The 15594-nt window shown below is 33.6% G+C and carries 18 protein-coding genes and 1 pseudogene; all 19 read left to right on the forward strand.

Annotation, left to right across the window (positions count from 1 at the left end; all coding sequences use genetic code 11):
- The first annotated feature begins 12 nt into the window (after positions 1-12).
- Positions 13-843, forward strand: a complete 831-nt coding sequence (locus tag B3W71_RS14875; RefSeq protein WP_346889720.1) for a MerR family transcriptional regulator — start codon at positions 13-15, stop codon at positions 841-843.
- 501 nt (positions 844-1344) lie between these two features.
- Positions 1345-2442: a hypothetical protein gene (locus tag B3W71_RS14880; RefSeq protein WP_346889721.1), complete on the forward strand. Its 1098-nt coding sequence runs from the start codon at positions 1345-1347 to the stop codon at positions 2440-2442.
- Positions 2443-2709, forward strand: a complete 267-nt coding sequence (locus tag B3W71_RS14885; protein ID WP_346889722.1) for a hypothetical protein — start codon at positions 2443-2445, stop codon at positions 2707-2709.
- 220 nt (positions 2710-2929) lie between these two features.
- Positions 2930-3226 (forward strand): BMC domain-containing protein, encoded by a 297-nt coding sequence (locus B3W71_RS14890; RefSeq protein ID WP_346889723.1) that lies wholly within the window; start codon positions 2930-2932, stop codon positions 3224-3226.
- A 20-nt stretch (positions 3227-3246) separates the two neighbouring features.
- On the forward strand, positions 3247-3555 hold the full coding sequence (locus B3W71_RS14895; protein ID WP_346889724.1) for a BMC domain-containing protein: 309 nt from the start codon (positions 3247-3249) through the stop codon (positions 3553-3555).
- 46 nt (positions 3556-3601) lie between these two features.
- Positions 3602-5110, forward strand: a complete 1509-nt coding sequence (locus tag B3W71_RS14900; RefSeq protein ID WP_346889725.1) for an aldehyde dehydrogenase family protein — start codon at positions 3602-3604, stop codon at positions 5108-5110.
- Positions 5111-5146: 36 nt separating this feature from the next.
- Entirely contained in the window at positions 5147-7687 is a 2541-nt protein-coding gene (gene cutC, locus B3W71_RS14905; RefSeq protein ID WP_346889726.1) for a choline trimethylamine-lyase, read from the forward strand.
- A 134-nt stretch (positions 7688-7821) separates the two neighbouring features.
- Positions 7822-8775, forward strand: coding sequence for a choline TMA-lyase-activating enzyme (cutD, locus tag B3W71_RS14910; protein WP_346889727.1), 954 nt, complete (start codon positions 7822-7824; stop codon positions 8773-8775).
- Between the two features lie 39 nt (positions 8776-8814).
- Positions 8815-9168 (forward strand): BMC domain-containing protein, encoded by a 354-nt coding sequence (locus tag B3W71_RS14915; protein ID WP_346889728.1) that lies wholly within the window; start codon positions 8815-8817, stop codon positions 9166-9168.
- Positions 9165-9611 (forward strand): EutP/PduV family microcompartment system protein, encoded by a 447-nt coding sequence (locus B3W71_RS14920; RefSeq protein WP_346889729.1) that lies wholly within the window; start codon positions 9165-9167, stop codon positions 9609-9611. The genes B3W71_RS14915 and B3W71_RS14920 overlap by 4 nt, the downstream gene beginning before the upstream one ends.
- 6 nt (positions 9612-9617) lie before the next feature.
- Positions 9618-10313 (forward strand): cobalamin adenosyltransferase, encoded by a 696-nt coding sequence (locus B3W71_RS14925; RefSeq protein WP_346889730.1) that lies wholly within the window; start codon positions 9618-9620, stop codon positions 10311-10313.
- Positions 10295-11140, forward strand: a complete 846-nt coding sequence (gene eutJ, locus B3W71_RS14930) for an ethanolamine utilization protein EutJ (protein WP_346889731.1) — start codon at positions 10295-10297, stop codon at positions 11138-11140. Before B3W71_RS14925 ends, eutJ begins: the two co-directional genes overlap by 19 nt.
- 18 nt (positions 11141-11158) lie before the next feature.
- Positions 11159-11455, forward strand: a complete 297-nt coding sequence (locus B3W71_RS14935; protein WP_346889732.1) for a BMC domain-containing protein — start codon at positions 11159-11161, stop codon at positions 11453-11455.
- Position 11456: 1 nt separating this feature from the next.
- Positions 11457-11720: a EutN/CcmL family microcompartment protein gene (locus B3W71_RS14940; protein WP_346889733.1), complete on the forward strand. Its 264-nt coding sequence runs from the start codon at positions 11457-11459 to the stop codon at positions 11718-11720.
- A gap of 74 nt (positions 11721-11794) precedes the next feature.
- The gene (locus B3W71_RS14945) at positions 11795-12457 is read left to right on the forward strand and encodes a cupin domain-containing protein (protein ID WP_346889734.1); all 663 of its coding nucleotides are present in this window, start codon (positions 11795-11797) and stop codon (positions 12455-12457) included.
- 20 nt (positions 12458-12477) lie between these two features.
- Positions 12478-13215: a BMC domain-containing protein gene (locus B3W71_RS14950; protein WP_346889735.1), complete on the forward strand. Its 738-nt coding sequence runs from the start codon at positions 12478-12480 to the stop codon at positions 13213-13215.
- A 33-nt stretch (positions 13216-13248) separates the two neighbouring features.
- On the forward strand, positions 13249-14835 hold the full coding sequence (locus B3W71_RS14955; RefSeq protein WP_346889741.1) for an acetaldehyde dehydrogenase (acetylating): 1587 nt from the start codon (positions 13249-13251) through the stop codon (positions 14833-14835).
- Positions 14835-15485: a phosphate propanoyltransferase gene (locus B3W71_RS14960; RefSeq protein ID WP_346889736.1), complete on the forward strand. Its 651-nt coding sequence runs from the start codon at positions 14835-14837 to the stop codon at positions 15483-15485. Before B3W71_RS14955 ends, B3W71_RS14960 begins: the two co-directional genes overlap by 1 nt.
- 38 nt (positions 15486-15523) lie before the next feature.
- A pseudogene (locus B3W71_RS14965) lies at positions 15524-15594 on the forward strand (ethanolamine utilization protein EutM); the annotation flags it as partial.

Consider the following 15594-nt stretch of genomic DNA (forward strand, 5'->3'; position numbering starts at 1 on the left):
GGGGGCTAAAATATGAAAGAAGAACTATATTCCATAGGTAAAGTAGGTGAAATATGCAAAATAACTAAAAAGGCACTGAGATTTTATGATGAAAAGAAGATATTATCTCCTGACAAAGTATGTGATGAAAATGGTTATAGATATTATAGTAAGAAAACTTTATTGTCTGTACCAGTAATAAAGTATTATAAGCAAAGTGGGTTCACACTCGATGAAATGAGAGCTTTTTTAAAAGGAGCTACCTATGATTCTATGCATAAAAACTTTGAAAGAAAAATTAATGAATTAAAAGAGCTTCAAAATGAAATAAATTTAAAATTAAGGTCTGTTAAAGATTGGGATGATCTTATAGTTGAGGCGCAGATGGTAATTGAAAATGATGTATCTGATGTGGCTGTAAAATATATAGATAATCAAAGATTAGCTTTTTTAAACCAAGATTTTAAATATGATTATATGGACTCTATAATTAATATAGAGTTTGGCAATTATATAGATAGCATAAATAATGCAATAACAGGTCCTGTAATCATATGTTTTCCATCTTTTGAGGATAAAATTAGTGGAAAATGCAATAAGATAAAGATAATGCAGGAGGCGATTTTAAAGTGTAGGGAAGAAGAAAGTGTTGAGTTTGGTGGTTGGATGGCAGCCGCTTGTTATCATATAGGAGTTCATGAAACAATTGATGAAACATATAAAAAAATAAAGAAGTGGACCCAAGAACATGGGTATGTATGTGCTGAAGAGTCTTATGAAAGATATGTAGCAGATTACTGGACCACTAAAAACTCTGATAAATTTGTAACAGAAGTTTTGATTAAGGTTAGAAGAAAAAAATAGTTTTATTATGCTAAAAACATTGACCGTAGGGTAAGGTCCAAAAGCCGTATAATACTAGGTTTAGCGATAATGAATATTAACAAATGAGGATTATCCGTTGAAATTAAAAGAAAATTTATAAATTTATATTAATTGCAATTCAAGCCTGATTGTGTTTATTACTTAACAAACACATGCTTTGGAATTGACATACTATTCTTGATAATCGATTAACTTTTAAGTGTAAGTATGATTATAAGGTTTTAAATTTTGGTAAAGTATTCCTATAAAATATTTGTTGACCCTGCCCCAAAGGTAAAGGGATATAATCTAACTACAGAACAAATACCTACAAGATACAGATGAAAAGGTGTTCAATAGTTTCAAAATAGAATACATCAAATTATAACAATTTTAGAATCATGTTACTTAAATCAAATTAAAGTATACTCGTCGTAAATTTTTATTTAATAATATAAATTTAGAAATTATTAATCGCATAAGCGAAAGGAGTTTTAATTTATGAATGGAGTTTCAGAAGCGGTAAATTTAGAAGCAATCGCTGCAAAAAAGAAACTAACAAGTAGTTTCTTTAAAAGAGGTATATCCCTAGCTTTATTTTCAGGACTTGCCTATGGATTATATACGGCATTTCTAACTATGGGAATGACTAAAGGAGTTTGGGGAGATTGGTATGGCGCTAATACTGCTGGTTTATCTGCATTCGTGGTAGCATATTTACTTGCTGCAATCGGTAATGCAATAAACGACACATGTAGTGCTATTTGGGCTCTTTTATACTCAGGAGTTAAAGGGAAGTTTGGAGATTTTATAAGATGTATTAACACGAAACCAGGACGTATTATGATATTAGCAGCGCTTATAGGGGGACCTGTAGCTGGTACTGCTTATGTTATAGCTATTCAAATGGCTGGTTCAATAGTAGTTCCAATATCAGCACTTTGCCCTGCTATTGCTGCTATACTAGGTAAAATTTTATACAAACAAGAATTAAATAAACGTATGGCTTTAGGTATTTGTATATGTGTGTTTGCTAGTTTCTTAATTGGTAGTACAAAATTAAGTGGTGGTGCTTCAGCAAATACTTTAATTGGAATTTTAATAGCTATTGTCGCTGCCCTAGGATGGGGATTTGAAGGTTGTGTAGCTGGATATGGTTCAGCAATGATTGATCCTGAAATTGGTATTTGTATTCGTCAAGTAACATCAGGTATAGCAAATTTATTTATCTTAGTTCCAATTTTTGGAATAATGGCTGGTGGAATTAGTATTTCTACTGATCTTGTTGTACAAGCATTTACAAGTGCACCTGCAATGGGGTGGTTTGCTTTAAGTGGTTTGTTATCATTCATTACATTTATGACATGGTATGCTGGAAACAGTATGTGTGGAGCAGGACTTGGTACTGCATGCAATGCTACTTATTCATTCTTTGGACCACTATTCTGCTTACTAGTATTAGGTGTATATGGTGGAATTGACGGATGGGCATTACCTTCAGTAGCTTGGGTTGGAGCAGTGATAATGATGCTTGGTATCCTTACAATATCTATGAATCCACTTGATTTATTAAGAAGAAAAAAGATGGAGGTAGAATAGATGAAACCGCTTAACTATGCAATTTTGAAATATTTTACTAGAGTTAAAGAAGCTTGCGCTGAAGATGTTATAGAAGAACTAAAAGGCGAATATGGAAATTTTAAGGCGTTGAAAAAGAAAGCCGTAATTAATGCTTTAATGACAGCAGAAGCAAATGGACTTATTGAAGAAGCAAGACTTGAATTAGATAAGAATAAAGAGTTGAAGGTTTATTATCATGCTCATGAAGAAGGGGCAGCTACAATTAATAAATATATCAATGATTAATCAGATCAAGTAAATCTCATAAATAGTTATTTTTAGTGTATATTTTATGAATTAACTTTACTTGAAACAATATGTATGAGAGTAAAATTAATTGAAGATTTTTAAAAAAAGAATATTTTTACTTTTCTAAAAAGTGGAAATATAACAAATTAAAAACATATGAAAGTTATGTAATTGAGAAAAAGTATACTGAGCTAAGAATAGGAAGGAGAAATTATCAATGAGATATTATGGGGAAGAGGCTTTAGGCCTTGTAGAAACAATTGGATTAGTTCCCGCACTTGAGGCTGCAGATAAAATGCTTAAGGCAGCTAACGTTGAATTGATTTCATATGAAAATATTGGTTCAACTCTTGTAACAATTATGGTTAAAGGCGATGTTGGAGCAGTAAGAGCTGCTGTAGAAGCAGGTGCTGAAGCAGCTGCTGCAATTGGTAAATTAACAGCACACAATGTTATGCCACGTCCTATTAGAGAAGTTGGAGATATTGTGTCAGTACACGATATTGATGAATAGAAGGGGAAGGATATATATATATGGCAAGATATGAAGCTTTAGGATTAATCGAAACTTTTGGTCTGGTTTTTGCTTTAGAAGCAGCAGACGCTATGTGTAAATCAGCAAATGTTGAACTTATAGGATATGAAAATGTTGCATCAGGTTATATATCTGTATTAGTTAGTGGTGATGTTGGTGCTTGCAGAACAGCAGTAGAAGCTGGTGTTGCAGCTGTTGAAAATATGGAAGGTGGAAACCTTTATAGTTCAGTAGTTATACCAAGACCACACCAAGATCTTGAAAAGATAATACAACGTTATGCAATTCCAATGCCGATAACAGAGTAGGAAATAAAGATTTTTTTCTAAGTAATAGATAAAAGGAGAGAGAAGAATGAGTATTATTGATAATGATTTACTCTCCATGCAGGAAGCTAGGATTCTTGTTGAAAACGCTCGTGAAGCACAAAGAAAATTAGCAACTTTCCCACAAGAAAAGCTTGATGAAATAGTTGCATGTATGACTGAAGAAATTGAAAAACACTTAAAAGAACTTGCAAAAATATCTAATCAAGAGTCTGAATATGGAAAGTGGGAAGATAAATATATCAAAAATCAAATTGTATGTAAGTATCTAAAAGATAGGCTTAAAGGGATGAAGTGTGTAGGCATAATTGATGAAGATAAAGTAAATAGGACAAGGGATGTTGGTGTACCAATGGGAGTTATTATAGCTTTTCCGCCATCAACAAGTCCTGTATCCACAACAATATACAAGGCACTAATTGCAATTAAATCAGGAAATGCAATTATATTTTCACCTCATCCAAGAGCTAAAGAATCAATTTGTAAAACACTTGATATTTTAATTAAGACTGCAGAAAGAGTAGGACTTCCAGAAGGTGCTCTTGCATGTTTGCATATAGTAACAACAGGTGGTTCATTAGAGCTTATGAATCATAAAGATACGTCTCTTATAATGAACACAGGAGTTCCAGAAATGCTTGACTCAGCTTATAAGTCTGGCAAGCCAGTAATCTATGGAGGGAATGGAAATGGTCCAGCTTTCATAGAACGTACAGCTGATATACCTCAGGCAGTTAAAGACATTATTTATAGTAAAAACTTTGATTATGGAGTTGTATCTGCAGCTGAACAATCAGTTGTTGTTGATAGCTGTGTTGCAGCAGAAGTAAAACAAGAATTTATTAAAAATGGTGGATACTTTATGACAAAAGAGGAAGCTGAAAAGCTGGGATCTATCTTTTTTAATAAAGATGGAAGTCTTGAAGAAGAACTGATTGGCAAATCGCCACAATTCTTAGCTAAATATGCTGGATTTAATGTTTCTCAAGATGTGAAAGTTCTCATTTCAGAGCAAGAGTTTGTTTCTAAAGATAACCCTTATTCAAGAGAAAAGCTTTGCCCTGTTTTAGCCTTTTATATAGAAGAAGATTGGATGCATGCTTGTGAGAAATGCATAGAATTGTTACTTAGCGAGCGATATGGACATACACTTATTATACATTCAAAAGATGAAGAAGTTATTAGTCAATTTGCACTTAAGAAGCCAGTTGGGAGAATACTTGTTAATACTCCAGGAACTTTTGGAAGTATGGGAGCAACTACGAATTTATTTCCTTCAATGACTTTGGGTAGTGGTTCTGCTGGTGAAGGAATGACTTCAGACAATGTCTCACCTAAAAATTTAATATATATCCGTAAAGTTGGATATGGAGTTCGTACAGTAGATGAAATTGTTAAAGCAGTAGATCATGAAGAAAATTCTACTTTTACAGTTTCAAATAACAAATTAAATGCAAATGAAATAGATAACTATAAGTTATTAGAGAGTATTTTAAAAAAAATTCTAGATAACTTAAAACAAGAAAATAATATTTAAGATATGAAATACATTAAAGATTGAGAGGTAATAAATTTGGATATTCGTGAAATTTCAAATATATTTATGGAAGCTACTAAAAACATGTCTGATGAAGAACGTGCTGGTTTAATGAAAATGTTTGAGAGTGTTTCTAAAGACATAACAAAAGATGAACCAACTACTAGCTGTGTTGCATGTGACAATAATGGTCAAATTCCTGATGGAATAACAGAGCGTTTAGTTAAGTTAAAGGAAAAGTACTTAACTCATGTACCAACAATCACTACTCACAAAGCAAGAGTTATTACTCAAATAGCTAAAGAAAACCCTGGTATACCTAAGGCAATTTTACGTGGTAAGTCTTTCAAGCGTTGCTGTGAAACTGCACCATTAGTAATTCAAGATAATGAGCTTATCGTTGGTGCACCAAACGGACAACCTCGTGCTGGAGCTTTCGCTCCTGATATATCTTGGAGATGGATGAGAGATGAGATTGATACAATAGGAACTCGTCCACAAGATCCATTCTATGTTTCAGAAGAAGATAAGAAAATCATGCGTGAAGAATTATTCCCATTCTGGGAAGGTAAATCAATTGATGAATACTGTGAGAGCCAATACAGAGAAGCAGGAGTATGGGAACTTTCAGGAGAATCTTTCGTATCAGATTGTTCATACCATGCATTAAACGGCGGAGGAGACTCTAACCCAGGATATGACGTTATCTTAATGAAAAAAGGTATGCTTGACATAGTAAAAGAATGTAATGAGAAATTAGCTGACCTTAGCTACGAAAGACCAGAAGATATGGAAAAAATATACTTCTACAAGTCTTTAATCGACACTGCAGAGGGTGTTATGATATATGCTAAACGTATGTCAGATTATGCTGCAGAGCTTGCTGCAAAAGAAACTAACCCTAAGCGTAAAGCTGAGTTATTAAAAATCTCAGAAATAAATGCTAGAGTTCCAGCTCATAAGCCAAGCACTTACTGGGAGGCAATTCAAGCAGTTTGGACTATAGAATCATTACTTGTAGTTGAAGAAAACCAAACAGGTATGTCTATAGGACGTGTTGACCAATATATGTACCCATTCTACAAAGCTGATATTGAAGCTGGACGTATGACTGATTTTGAAGCATTTGAGTTATCAGGTTGTATGCTTATAAAAATGTCTGAGATGATGTGGCTTACAAGTGAAGGTGCTTCTAAATTCTTCGCAGGTTACCAGCCATTCGTTAACATGTGCTTAGGTGGAGTTACTAGAGAAGGAAGAGATGCTACAAACGAATTAACATACCTATTAATGGATGCAGTTCGTCATGTTAAGATATATCAACCAACTTTAGCTTGTCGTATACACAAAGGATCACCACAGAAATATCTTAAAAAGATAGTTGACGTTATCCGTGCAGGTATGGGGTTCCCAGCATGTCACTTTGATGATGTTCATATAAAAATGATGCTAGCCAAAGGTGTTTCTATAGAAGATGCAAGAGATTACTGCTTAATGGGATGTGTTGAGCCACAGAAGTCAGGAAGATTATATCAATGGACTTCTACAGGATATACTCAATGGCCTATATGTATAGAACTTACTCTTAACCATGGTGTACCACTATGGTATGGTAAGCAAGTATGCCCAGATATGGGGGATTTAAGTAATTTCAAAACTTACGAACAATTTGAAGCTGCTGTTAAAGAGCAAATTAAATTTATTACTAAATGGACAAGTGTTGCTACAGTAATTTCTCAACGTGTTCACAGAGATCTTGCACCAAAACCACTTATGTCTATGATGTATGAAGGCTGTATGGAAAATGGTAGAGGAGTAGAAGCGGGCGGAGCTATGTATAACTTCGGACCAGGAGTAGTATGGAGTGGTCTTGCTACTTATGCAGACTCTATGGCAGCTATAAAGAAATTAGTATTTGAAGATAAAAGATATACGCTGCAAGAAATGAACGAAGCTTTAAAAGCTGATTTCGTTGGATATGAACAACTTAAAAAGTATTGTTTAGAAGCGCCTAAGTATGGTAACGATGATGATTATGCAGATTTAATTGCTGCTGATTTAGTTAACTTTACTGAGCAAGAGCATCGTAAATATAAGACATTATATTCAGTACTTAGCCATGGTACACTATCAATCTCTAATAACACTCCATTTGGACAAATGACTGGAGCTACAGCAAATGGACGTAAAGCATGGTTACCTTTATCAGATGGTATAAGTCCATCACAAGGAGCTGATTATAAAGGACCTACTGCTATAATTAAATCTGTTTCTAAAATGTCTTGTGAAGATATGAATATAGGTATGGTTCATAACTTCAAGTTAATAGCTGGTCTGCTTGATACACCTGAAGGTGAGCTAGGAATTATTACATTATTACGTAGTGCATGTGCCCTTCAGCTTGGAGAAATGCAGTTTAACTACTTAGATAATGAGACTTTAATAGAAGCTCAAAAACATCCAGAGCAATATCGTGATTTAATAGTTCGTGTTGCTGGATACAGTGCATTCTTTGTTGAGTTATGTAAAGACGTTCAAGATGAGATCATCAGTAGAACTATGCTTACACATTTTTAATTAAAGTAATATGTAACCTGAGAATTTTTAAAAATTCTTTAAGGTCTGTAATCTACAGAGATGTTCTGTAGATTACAGATTAAAGTTGGATATATATTAAAAGTAAAAGTAAATGAAACTGGAGAATGAAGAATATGAGTAATGGAAATTTAGGTATGATCGAACGAAAAGCGACGATTTTTAATATACAAAAATATAATATGTATGATGGAGAAGGAATAAGAACTTTGGTATTTTTCCAAGGTTGTCCACTTCGATGTAAATGGTGTGCAAATCCTGAAGGAATGATGAAAAAACATAGAGTTATGTTAAAGAGCAATTTATGTGTTAATTGTGGCGCTTGTGTTTCTGTTTGCCCTGTTTCCATACATACCATCTCTAAGGAAACTCTAAAACATGAAGTTAATCATGATATAGAATGTATTGGATGCGGTAAGTGTAAGGAAGCTTGTCTTAAATCTGCTATATCAATAGTTGGAGAAACAAAAACTATTTCTGAACTATTGAAAATCATAGAAGAAGATAGAACTTTCTATGAAATGTCTGGCGGAGGAGTTACATTAGGTGGTGGTGAAGTTTTAATGCAGCCTGAAGCAGCTTGCAACCTTTTGATGGCTTGTAAGCAAGAAGGAATAAATACTGCAATTGAAACTTGTGGTTATACAAAGCTAGAAACAATACTTAAGGTTGCGGAGTTCACAGATTTATTCCTGTTTGATGTTAAACATATTAATTCTGATAGACATTTTCAGCTAACAGGAGTGAGAAATGAGCAGATTTTAGAAAATCTTCAAGAATTACTTCGCAAAAAATACAACGTTAAGATTCGTATGCCTTTACTTAAAGGTATAAACGATTCTCAAGATGAAATAGAAAAGACTATGGAGTTTTTAACACCATATAAAGATTATAAAAACTTTAAAGGAATTGATTTGCTTCCATATCATAAGATGGGAGTAAATAAATACAGCCAACTAGGAATGGAATATCCTATAGAAGGCGACCCAAGTTTGAAAAATGAGGATTTAGATAAAATAGAAGGATGGATTAAAAAATACGATTTACCTGTAAAAGTAATCCGTCACTAAATGATTTTCAAATAGATAATAAGATGGAAGGTAAAGCTTATGGGAGATTTTTCTGATAGAAATATACAGCGTGTTATACAAGAATCAGTTCCAGGAAAGCAGATTACTATAGCTCATGTTATTGCATCTCCAATGTCTGATATATATGACCGTCTTGGAATTGATGATAAAGGAGCAATAGGTATTTTAACTCTTTCACCATATGAAACTGCTATTATTGCCGCAGACATTGCCACAAAAGCTTCAGATGTTAGAATTGGATTTCTTGATCGTTTTACAGGCTCTGTTATAATAAACGGTGATGTTCAAAGTGTTGAAACGGCACTTAATGCAGTAAATGATACGCTAAAGAATATGCTTGGATTTACTCCAGCTCCAATTACAAGAACATGAGAAAAAAGCGCATAATGGTAATTGGCCCTTCAAGATCTGGCAAAACTACAATAGTTAATGCATTAAATGATTATGATGGTCCATTAAGACGAACACCAGATTTGATTTACGGTAAGAATACTATTGATGTTCCAAGCGCTTATATAGAAAATGCATGGATGTATAAACATGTAATTGCATTATCTCAGGATGCATTCCATGTGCTTATATTGGTTGATCAGTCTAATTGCACTGAAATATACTCCCCTGGGTTTGCAAAGTCTTTTAGATGCCCGATAATCGGGGTTATAACAAAATGTGACTTAACACCTGAAAATGAAGAGAAATGTTTAAGGCGGCTAAAAATCATAGGAGTATCAGAGCCATATTTTCATATTAGCTTTCCGATGGGAACAGGAATTGATGCTTTAAAGAAGTATTTATTTGAAAAAGGTGAGGAGTAAATGTCAATGATGAAATTTATTACTGAAGAGTATTTAAGAGATTTACACAGAAAAGAACCTTTTGATACCTACAAGTTACAGCAAGGACAGCGCCTTACACCTGGAGCAGCTCAGTATTTGTCTGATAGAAGAATAAAAATGAATGATGATGCTTTAAAATCAAATAAGAATGTTTCTAAAATCAACCAGGCGGAAACGATAAAAGAAGCAGTAAAAGAGACAGTAAACAATAATTCAAATTTGAATAAAAAGCTTTGTTATAAATTAAAATCTATGGAGGCAGTATTTCTTGTTACTGGTAGGGAAATATTAAAAGATGATATTATTTTAGCTCAAAATGTTATAAATTTGGGAAAGAAAATATCAAATATCAGAAATGTTGTGAATGGAGAAGGTGTTCTTGAAACTATTCATTGTAAAGAATGTACGTTTATGAATTCATCAAACTTTACAACTGAGCTTGAGGATTGTTTTGAAATAACAGAATTTCATATGCAGCTTGAAAAAAGCAATGCAATTTTAAAAATGCACACTCTTCGTTGTGGCTTAGGAGAATTGCAATTTGAAATAACTGAGAATTTCAAAAGTAATGATGAGATTTTAAAAAATAGAATTATAGAAAATGTTAATTCAATAATTAATTCATTATCTCAATTAATTTGTTTAGCGGTAGGAGGAGAAGAATGTCAAAGAAAAAAATAACTTTTGAATACTGCGATAAAATGGTTCAAAAGTTTGAAGAAGTTATAGAAAAACCAATTATTAATGATTCCTCTGTCTATTATACAGGTGTGGATCTAGGTACTGCCTGCGTAGTATTGGCTGTTTTAGATGAAAATTATAAACCAGTTGCTGGAGCATATAGATATGCAGATGTAGTTCGTGATGGTATGGTTGTGGACTATATCGGAGCAGTAGGCATTGTAAGAGAGCTTAAAAAAGAAATTGAAGAAAAACTTAATACAGAGCTTCTTTATGCAGCCGCTGCAATTCCACCTGGGACAGATGCATTAGATTCTGGAGCAATTAAAAACGTAGTTCAAGCAGCAGGATTTGAGTTGACATGTCTTTTAGATGAACCTACTGCTGCAAATAATCTACTTAAGATTGAAAATGGTGCAGTTGTAGATATTGGTGGAGGAACAACAGGAATATCAATTCTAAAGGATGGAAAAGTTATTCATGTTGTTGATGAGCCTACAGGTGGTACACACTTTTCATTAGTTATTTCAGGTGCCTATAAAATGCCTTTTAAAGAGGCAGATAAATTCAAAAGGGACAATAAAAATCACAAAGAAATTTTACCAATGCTAAGACCAGTAGTTGAAAAGGTATCATCAATTATTAATAATCAGATTAAGAATTATGATGTTAATGAAATTTCTTTAGTAGGTGGTACTTGTTGTTTGACAGGAATTGAAGAAATTATTGAGAGGCAAACAAAAATATATACTCATAAACCTAAGAATCCTATGTTTGTTACACCACTTGGAATAGCATTAAGTTGTACACAAGATATCATAGAATAATAAAAGGAGTGTTTAAAAGTGGATTTTAGAATTATAAAATCACCTTCTGATAGCACTAAAGATATTCTTAAAAGACGAATGGGTGGAAATTGTAAAACAGATTTAGAAAATGCTGATGCAATAGGACTTGTTCAAGGTAAATTTATCGATATGATTTATGCGGCAGATATTGCTGAAAAGGCTGTTGGAGTTACCGTTGAGGATATCAGGGGATTATGCCCACAGCACATGGTTCTAATTGGAATTTTAGGCGATACAGCATCAGTTGAAGCTGCATTAAATGAGATTAAATTGAAAATGAAAGAGGAAAAGTAATATGATAGCAGCAAGACTTATTGATAATATATGGGCCACTAGAAAAGCAGAATCCCTTAGCGGACTTAAATTTATGCTTGCTGAGGAAATTGGTGGAACAAATGACGGACGTAGACTTATTGTTGTTGATATTATAGGCGCAGGGATTGGCGACAAAGTTGTCGTTAGTACTGGATCATCTGCTCGCAGAATGTTAGGAGATGATAATATTCCTGTAGATGCAGTTGTTATTGGAATAATTGATCATGATTGTAATTTTGATTAGGCCACATTCGAAAAAATCATAGTATTTTATGATTTTTGCAGATATCAAATACTATATTGAAAGGATGTGAAAACATGAAAAAATTAATCTGTGCAAAAGATATTGAAGCAGTAATGTTAAAGGGTGAAAAGACGCTTTATGTAGATGGCAGTGAAATAATTACACCATCAGCTCAAGATCTTGCAAAAAATAATGGAATAGTGTTTACAGCAGAAGCTCCTGCACCTAAAGTACAGGATTTAGGAGTTAACAAAACTCCAGGTATAGATAATATTGATAGCGAAATGTTACTTGATTTCTTTAGAAAAATGATGGATAAAGGTCTTTTAGAAGAAATGCTTCAATGTTTAAAGCAAAAGAATCTTCCATTTGAAGCAGAATGTGACCCTAATGGACTTAAAGTTGTTAGAGGAAACACAGTAAAGATGGATGTATTTGATACTGGTAATCCAAATGCAAAAGCTTATTTTCAAGAATTAGTAAGTAAAGAAGAATCAAAAATGAGTGCTGGATTTTTAGTTATTGAAAATTCAAAATTTGATTGGGAATTAACTTACGAAGAGATTGATTATGTTATTGAGGGAACCTTAACGGTTGAAATCAATGGAAAGACATATACAGCTTATCCTGGAGATGTGCTATTTGTGCCATCAGGTTCTAAAGTGGTTTGGGGTTCACCAGATAAAGCTAGGGTATTTTACACTACATATCCAGCAAACTGGGCGGATCTTTTATAGAAGGTTAGGAGGATTAGCCTATGAAAGCACTTGGTTTAATAGAAACAAAAGGATTACTTGCAGCTGTTGAAGCGGCTGATACAATGGTGAAATCTGCAGATGTAAGTATTATTGAAAAAACTTATGTAGGTGGAGGGCTTGTTACAATTTTAGTTACAGGTGATGTAGGTGCAGTAAAGGCATCTATAGAAGCTGGAGTAGCAGCTGTTAAAAAACTTGATGAAGAACTTTTAGTTTCGAATCATGTAATTCCGCGTCCTCATGAGGAAGTGGAAAGCATAATTGGACCTAATACTCCACCAGAAGTTTTAGAAGTTCCATCATCTAATGAAGAATTGGAAGAAGTAGAACAAGCCAAAGAAATACGAAAAACAGAAGAAGTAAAAGAACAAACTGAAAAATTAGAAGAAACAGAACAAATTGAAGAAGTAAAAGAAATAGAAAATGCAGAACAGAAAGAAGAAGTATATGTAGTAGAAGCTGAAGATGAGATTAAAGAAGATCAAGATGCTTTGAAAATGGATTTAGATAAACTGCATAAGCTGGACTTAGAGAATTTGCATAAAGATGATGTAGATAATCTAGTAAATAAAAATGGTATAGAACAAGCCCTTTTAATACTAGATAAGTTAAAAGTTATTAAGCTTAGAAATTTAGCTCGTGAATATAAAGATTTTGGAATTATAGGTAGAGCCACCTCAAAGGCAGGTAAGAATACACTAATTACTAAATTTAAATTATATTATGAGAAAAATTAGCTATTTAAGGTTGATGAAAGGAAGTAATGAATGATGGAAAACATTGATAAAGATTTACGTTCAATACAAGAAGCGAGAAATCTTGCTAGACTTGGAAAAATAGCAGCTGATAAAATTGCTGATTATAGCGAGGAGCAAATTGATAAAATTTTACGTAATATGGTTAGAGTAGCAGAAGAAAATGCAGTTTGCTTAGCACAAATGGCAGTTGAAGAGACAGGCTTCGGTAAAGCTGAAGATAAAACTTTCAAAAACCATTTAGCATCTACTGTATTATATGATTCAATTAAAGACATGAAAACTATAGGTGTAATTAGAGAAGATGAGGTAAATAAGACTATAGAGATTGCTGAGCCAGTTGGCTTAGTTATGGGTATAGTACCTTCAACAAACCCAACTTCTACAGCAATTTTTAAATCTATGATTGCAATTAAATCTCGTAATGCTATAGTGTTCGCACCACATCCATCTGCTGCAAAATGTACAATTAAAGCAGTTGAATTAATGAGAGACGCAGCTATTGAAGCTGGTGCACCAGAGAACATCATAGGCTCTGTAACTATACCAACAATTGCAGCTACAAACGATTTAATGAAAAGCAAAGAAGTTGCTATTATAATAGCTACAGGTGGTCCAGGAATGGTTAAGGCTGCTTACAGCTCAGGAAAACCAGCCCTTGGAGTTGGAGCAGGAAACTCTCCAGCATACATTGAAAGAACTGCTAATGTAGAAAAGGCTGTTAGAAACATTATTGCAAGTAAGACTTTTGACTATGGTACAATTTGTGCTTCAGAACAATCAATAATCTGCGAAGAATGCAATTATGATGTGGTTGTTCAAGAGTTGAAAAAGCAAGGTGGATATTTTATGACAGAAGAAGAAACTAATAAAGTTTGTGAGCTGTTATTTAAGAATGGACATGCTATGAATGCTAAATTTGTTGGAAGAAGTCCACAAGTTATTGCAAATGCTGCAGGATTTACAGTTCCATCAGAAACTAAAGTACTTATAGGAAAACAAAACGGAGTAGGTCAAGGTAATCCATTATCTTTTGAAAAACTTACAACAGTTCTTGCATTCTATACAGTAAAAGATTGTCATGAAGCATGCGAATTAAGTATTGAATTACTTCAAAATGGAATTGGTCATACAATGAGCATCCATACAGAAGACAGAGATATGGTTATGAAGTTTGCTAAAAAACCAGCTTCTCGTATTCTTGTTAATACTGGTGGATCTCAAGGTGGAACAGGTGCAAGCACAGGTCTTAATCCTTCATTTACTTTAGGTTGTGGTACATGGGGAGGAAGTTCAGTATCTGAGAACGTTACTCCAGAGCACCTTATAAACATAAAAAGGGTTGCTTATGGTTTAAAAGACTGTGCAACATTAGCATCTAATGATCCAACTTTCAACCGTATAAAAACTGCTGAAAATTGCCATGCAGTACAAAATCAATTTATGAATATGAGCCCAGCTCAAATTGCAGCAGCAGCAGAAGTTTTAAATAAAGTTAATGATTCTGCTAAAAGCACTAACAATTGTACTGAAAGCGCAAAAAGTGAAGAACTTTTAGACTTAGTTAACCAAATAGTTGCTGCTATGAAGGGGGCAAACTAATGGAAAATTGCGAAGAAATATTAAGAGTTTTACTAGAAGCCATTAAAAGCAACGGAGCAAATAATGGAATTCAGAAAAATTCATCTGAGATTCCAGTAGGAATTTCTAATAGACATGTGCATCTTTCACAAAAGGATTTAGAGAGCCTTTTCGGTAAAGATTATGAGCTTACTAAGCTTAAAGACCTATCTCAACCTGGACAATATGCTTGTAAGGAAGTTGTAACAATTTGCGGACCAAAAGGTGCAATTGAAAAAGTTAGAATACTTGGTCCTGTAAGAAGTAAGACTCAAGTTGAAGTTTTAGCTGGAGATTGCGTTAAACTTGGGGTAGCATCACATGTAAAATTATCTGGAGATTTAAATGGAACACCTGGAATCACAGTAATTGGAGCAAAAGGTTCTGTTCAAATTGAAGAAGGATTAATGGTTGCACAAAGACACATTCACATGACACTTGAAGATGCTAGAAATCTAGGAGTACATGACGGAGAAGTAGTATCAATAAAATTTGAAGATTTAAGAGGCGGAGTATATAGCAACGTGGCTATTAGAGCTAATAATTCTTCACAACTTGAGTGTCATCTTGATATTGAAGAAGCTAATGCAATGGGCATTAACTCAAAATCAAAAGTGACAATAGTTAAATAATAGTTTATAAATAAAAAAATATTTAGGAGGAGTTTAATATGAAATACGATGCATTAGGAATGATAGAAACAAAAGGATTAATAGGATCAATAGAAGCTGCAGATGCTAT

It is taken from the genome of Clostridium sp. UBA1056 (assembly GCA_002316385.1).
Taxonomy (GTDB): Bacteria; Bacillota; Clostridia; order Clostridiales; family Clostridiaceae; genus Clostridium_J.

Coding starts and splice junctions, on each gene's coding strand:
- B3W71_RS14875 (WP_346889720.1), top strand. CDS start 13: ATGAAAGAAGAACTATATTCCATAGGTAAAGTAGGTGAAATATGCAAA.
- B3W71_RS14880 (WP_346889721.1), top strand. CDS start 1,345: ATGAATGGAGTTTCAGAAGCGGTAAATTTAGAAGCAATCGCTGCAAAA.
- B3W71_RS14885 (WP_346889722.1), top strand. CDS start 2,443: ATGAAACCGCTTAACTATGCAATTTTGAAATATTTTACTAGAGTTAAA.
- B3W71_RS14890 (WP_346889723.1), top strand. CDS start 2,930: ATGAGATATTATGGGGAAGAGGCTTTAGGCCTTGTAGAAACAATTGGA.
- B3W71_RS14895 (WP_346889724.1), top strand. CDS start 3,247: ATGGCAAGATATGAAGCTTTAGGATTAATCGAAACTTTTGGTCTGGTT.
- B3W71_RS14900 (WP_346889725.1), top strand. CDS start 3,602: ATGAGTATTATTGATAATGATTTACTCTCCATGCAGGAAGCTAGGATT.
- cutD (WP_346889727.1), top strand. CDS start 7,822: ATGAGTAATGGAAATTTAGGTATGATCGAACGAAAAGCGACGATTTTT.
- B3W71_RS14915 (WP_346889728.1), top strand. CDS start 8,815: ATGGGAGATTTTTCTGATAGAAATATACAGCGTGTTATACAAGAATCA.
- B3W71_RS14920 (WP_346889729.1), top strand. CDS start 9,165: ATGAGAAAAAAGCGCATAATGGTAATTGGCCCTTCAAGATCTGGCAAA.
- B3W71_RS14925 (WP_346889730.1), top strand. CDS start 9,618: ATGATGAAATTTATTACTGAAGAGTATTTAAGAGATTTACACAGAAAA.
- eutJ (WP_346889731.1), top strand. CDS start 10,295: ATGTCAAAGAAAAAAATAACTTTTGAATACTGCGATAAAATGGTTCAA.
- B3W71_RS14940 (WP_346889733.1), top strand. CDS start 11,457: ATGATAGCAGCAAGACTTATTGATAATATATGGGCCACTAGAAAAGCA.
- B3W71_RS14945 (WP_346889734.1), top strand. CDS start 11,795: ATGAAAAAATTAATCTGTGCAAAAGATATTGAAGCAGTAATGTTAAAG.
- B3W71_RS14950 (WP_346889735.1), top strand. CDS start 12,478: ATGAAAGCACTTGGTTTAATAGAAACAAAAGGATTACTTGCAGCTGTT.
- B3W71_RS14955 (WP_346889741.1), top strand. CDS start 13,249: ATGGAAAACATTGATAAAGATTTACGTTCAATACAAGAAGCGAGAAAT.
- B3W71_RS14960 (WP_346889736.1), top strand. CDS start 14,835: ATGGAAAATTGCGAAGAAATATTAAGAGTTTTACTAGAAGCCATTAAA.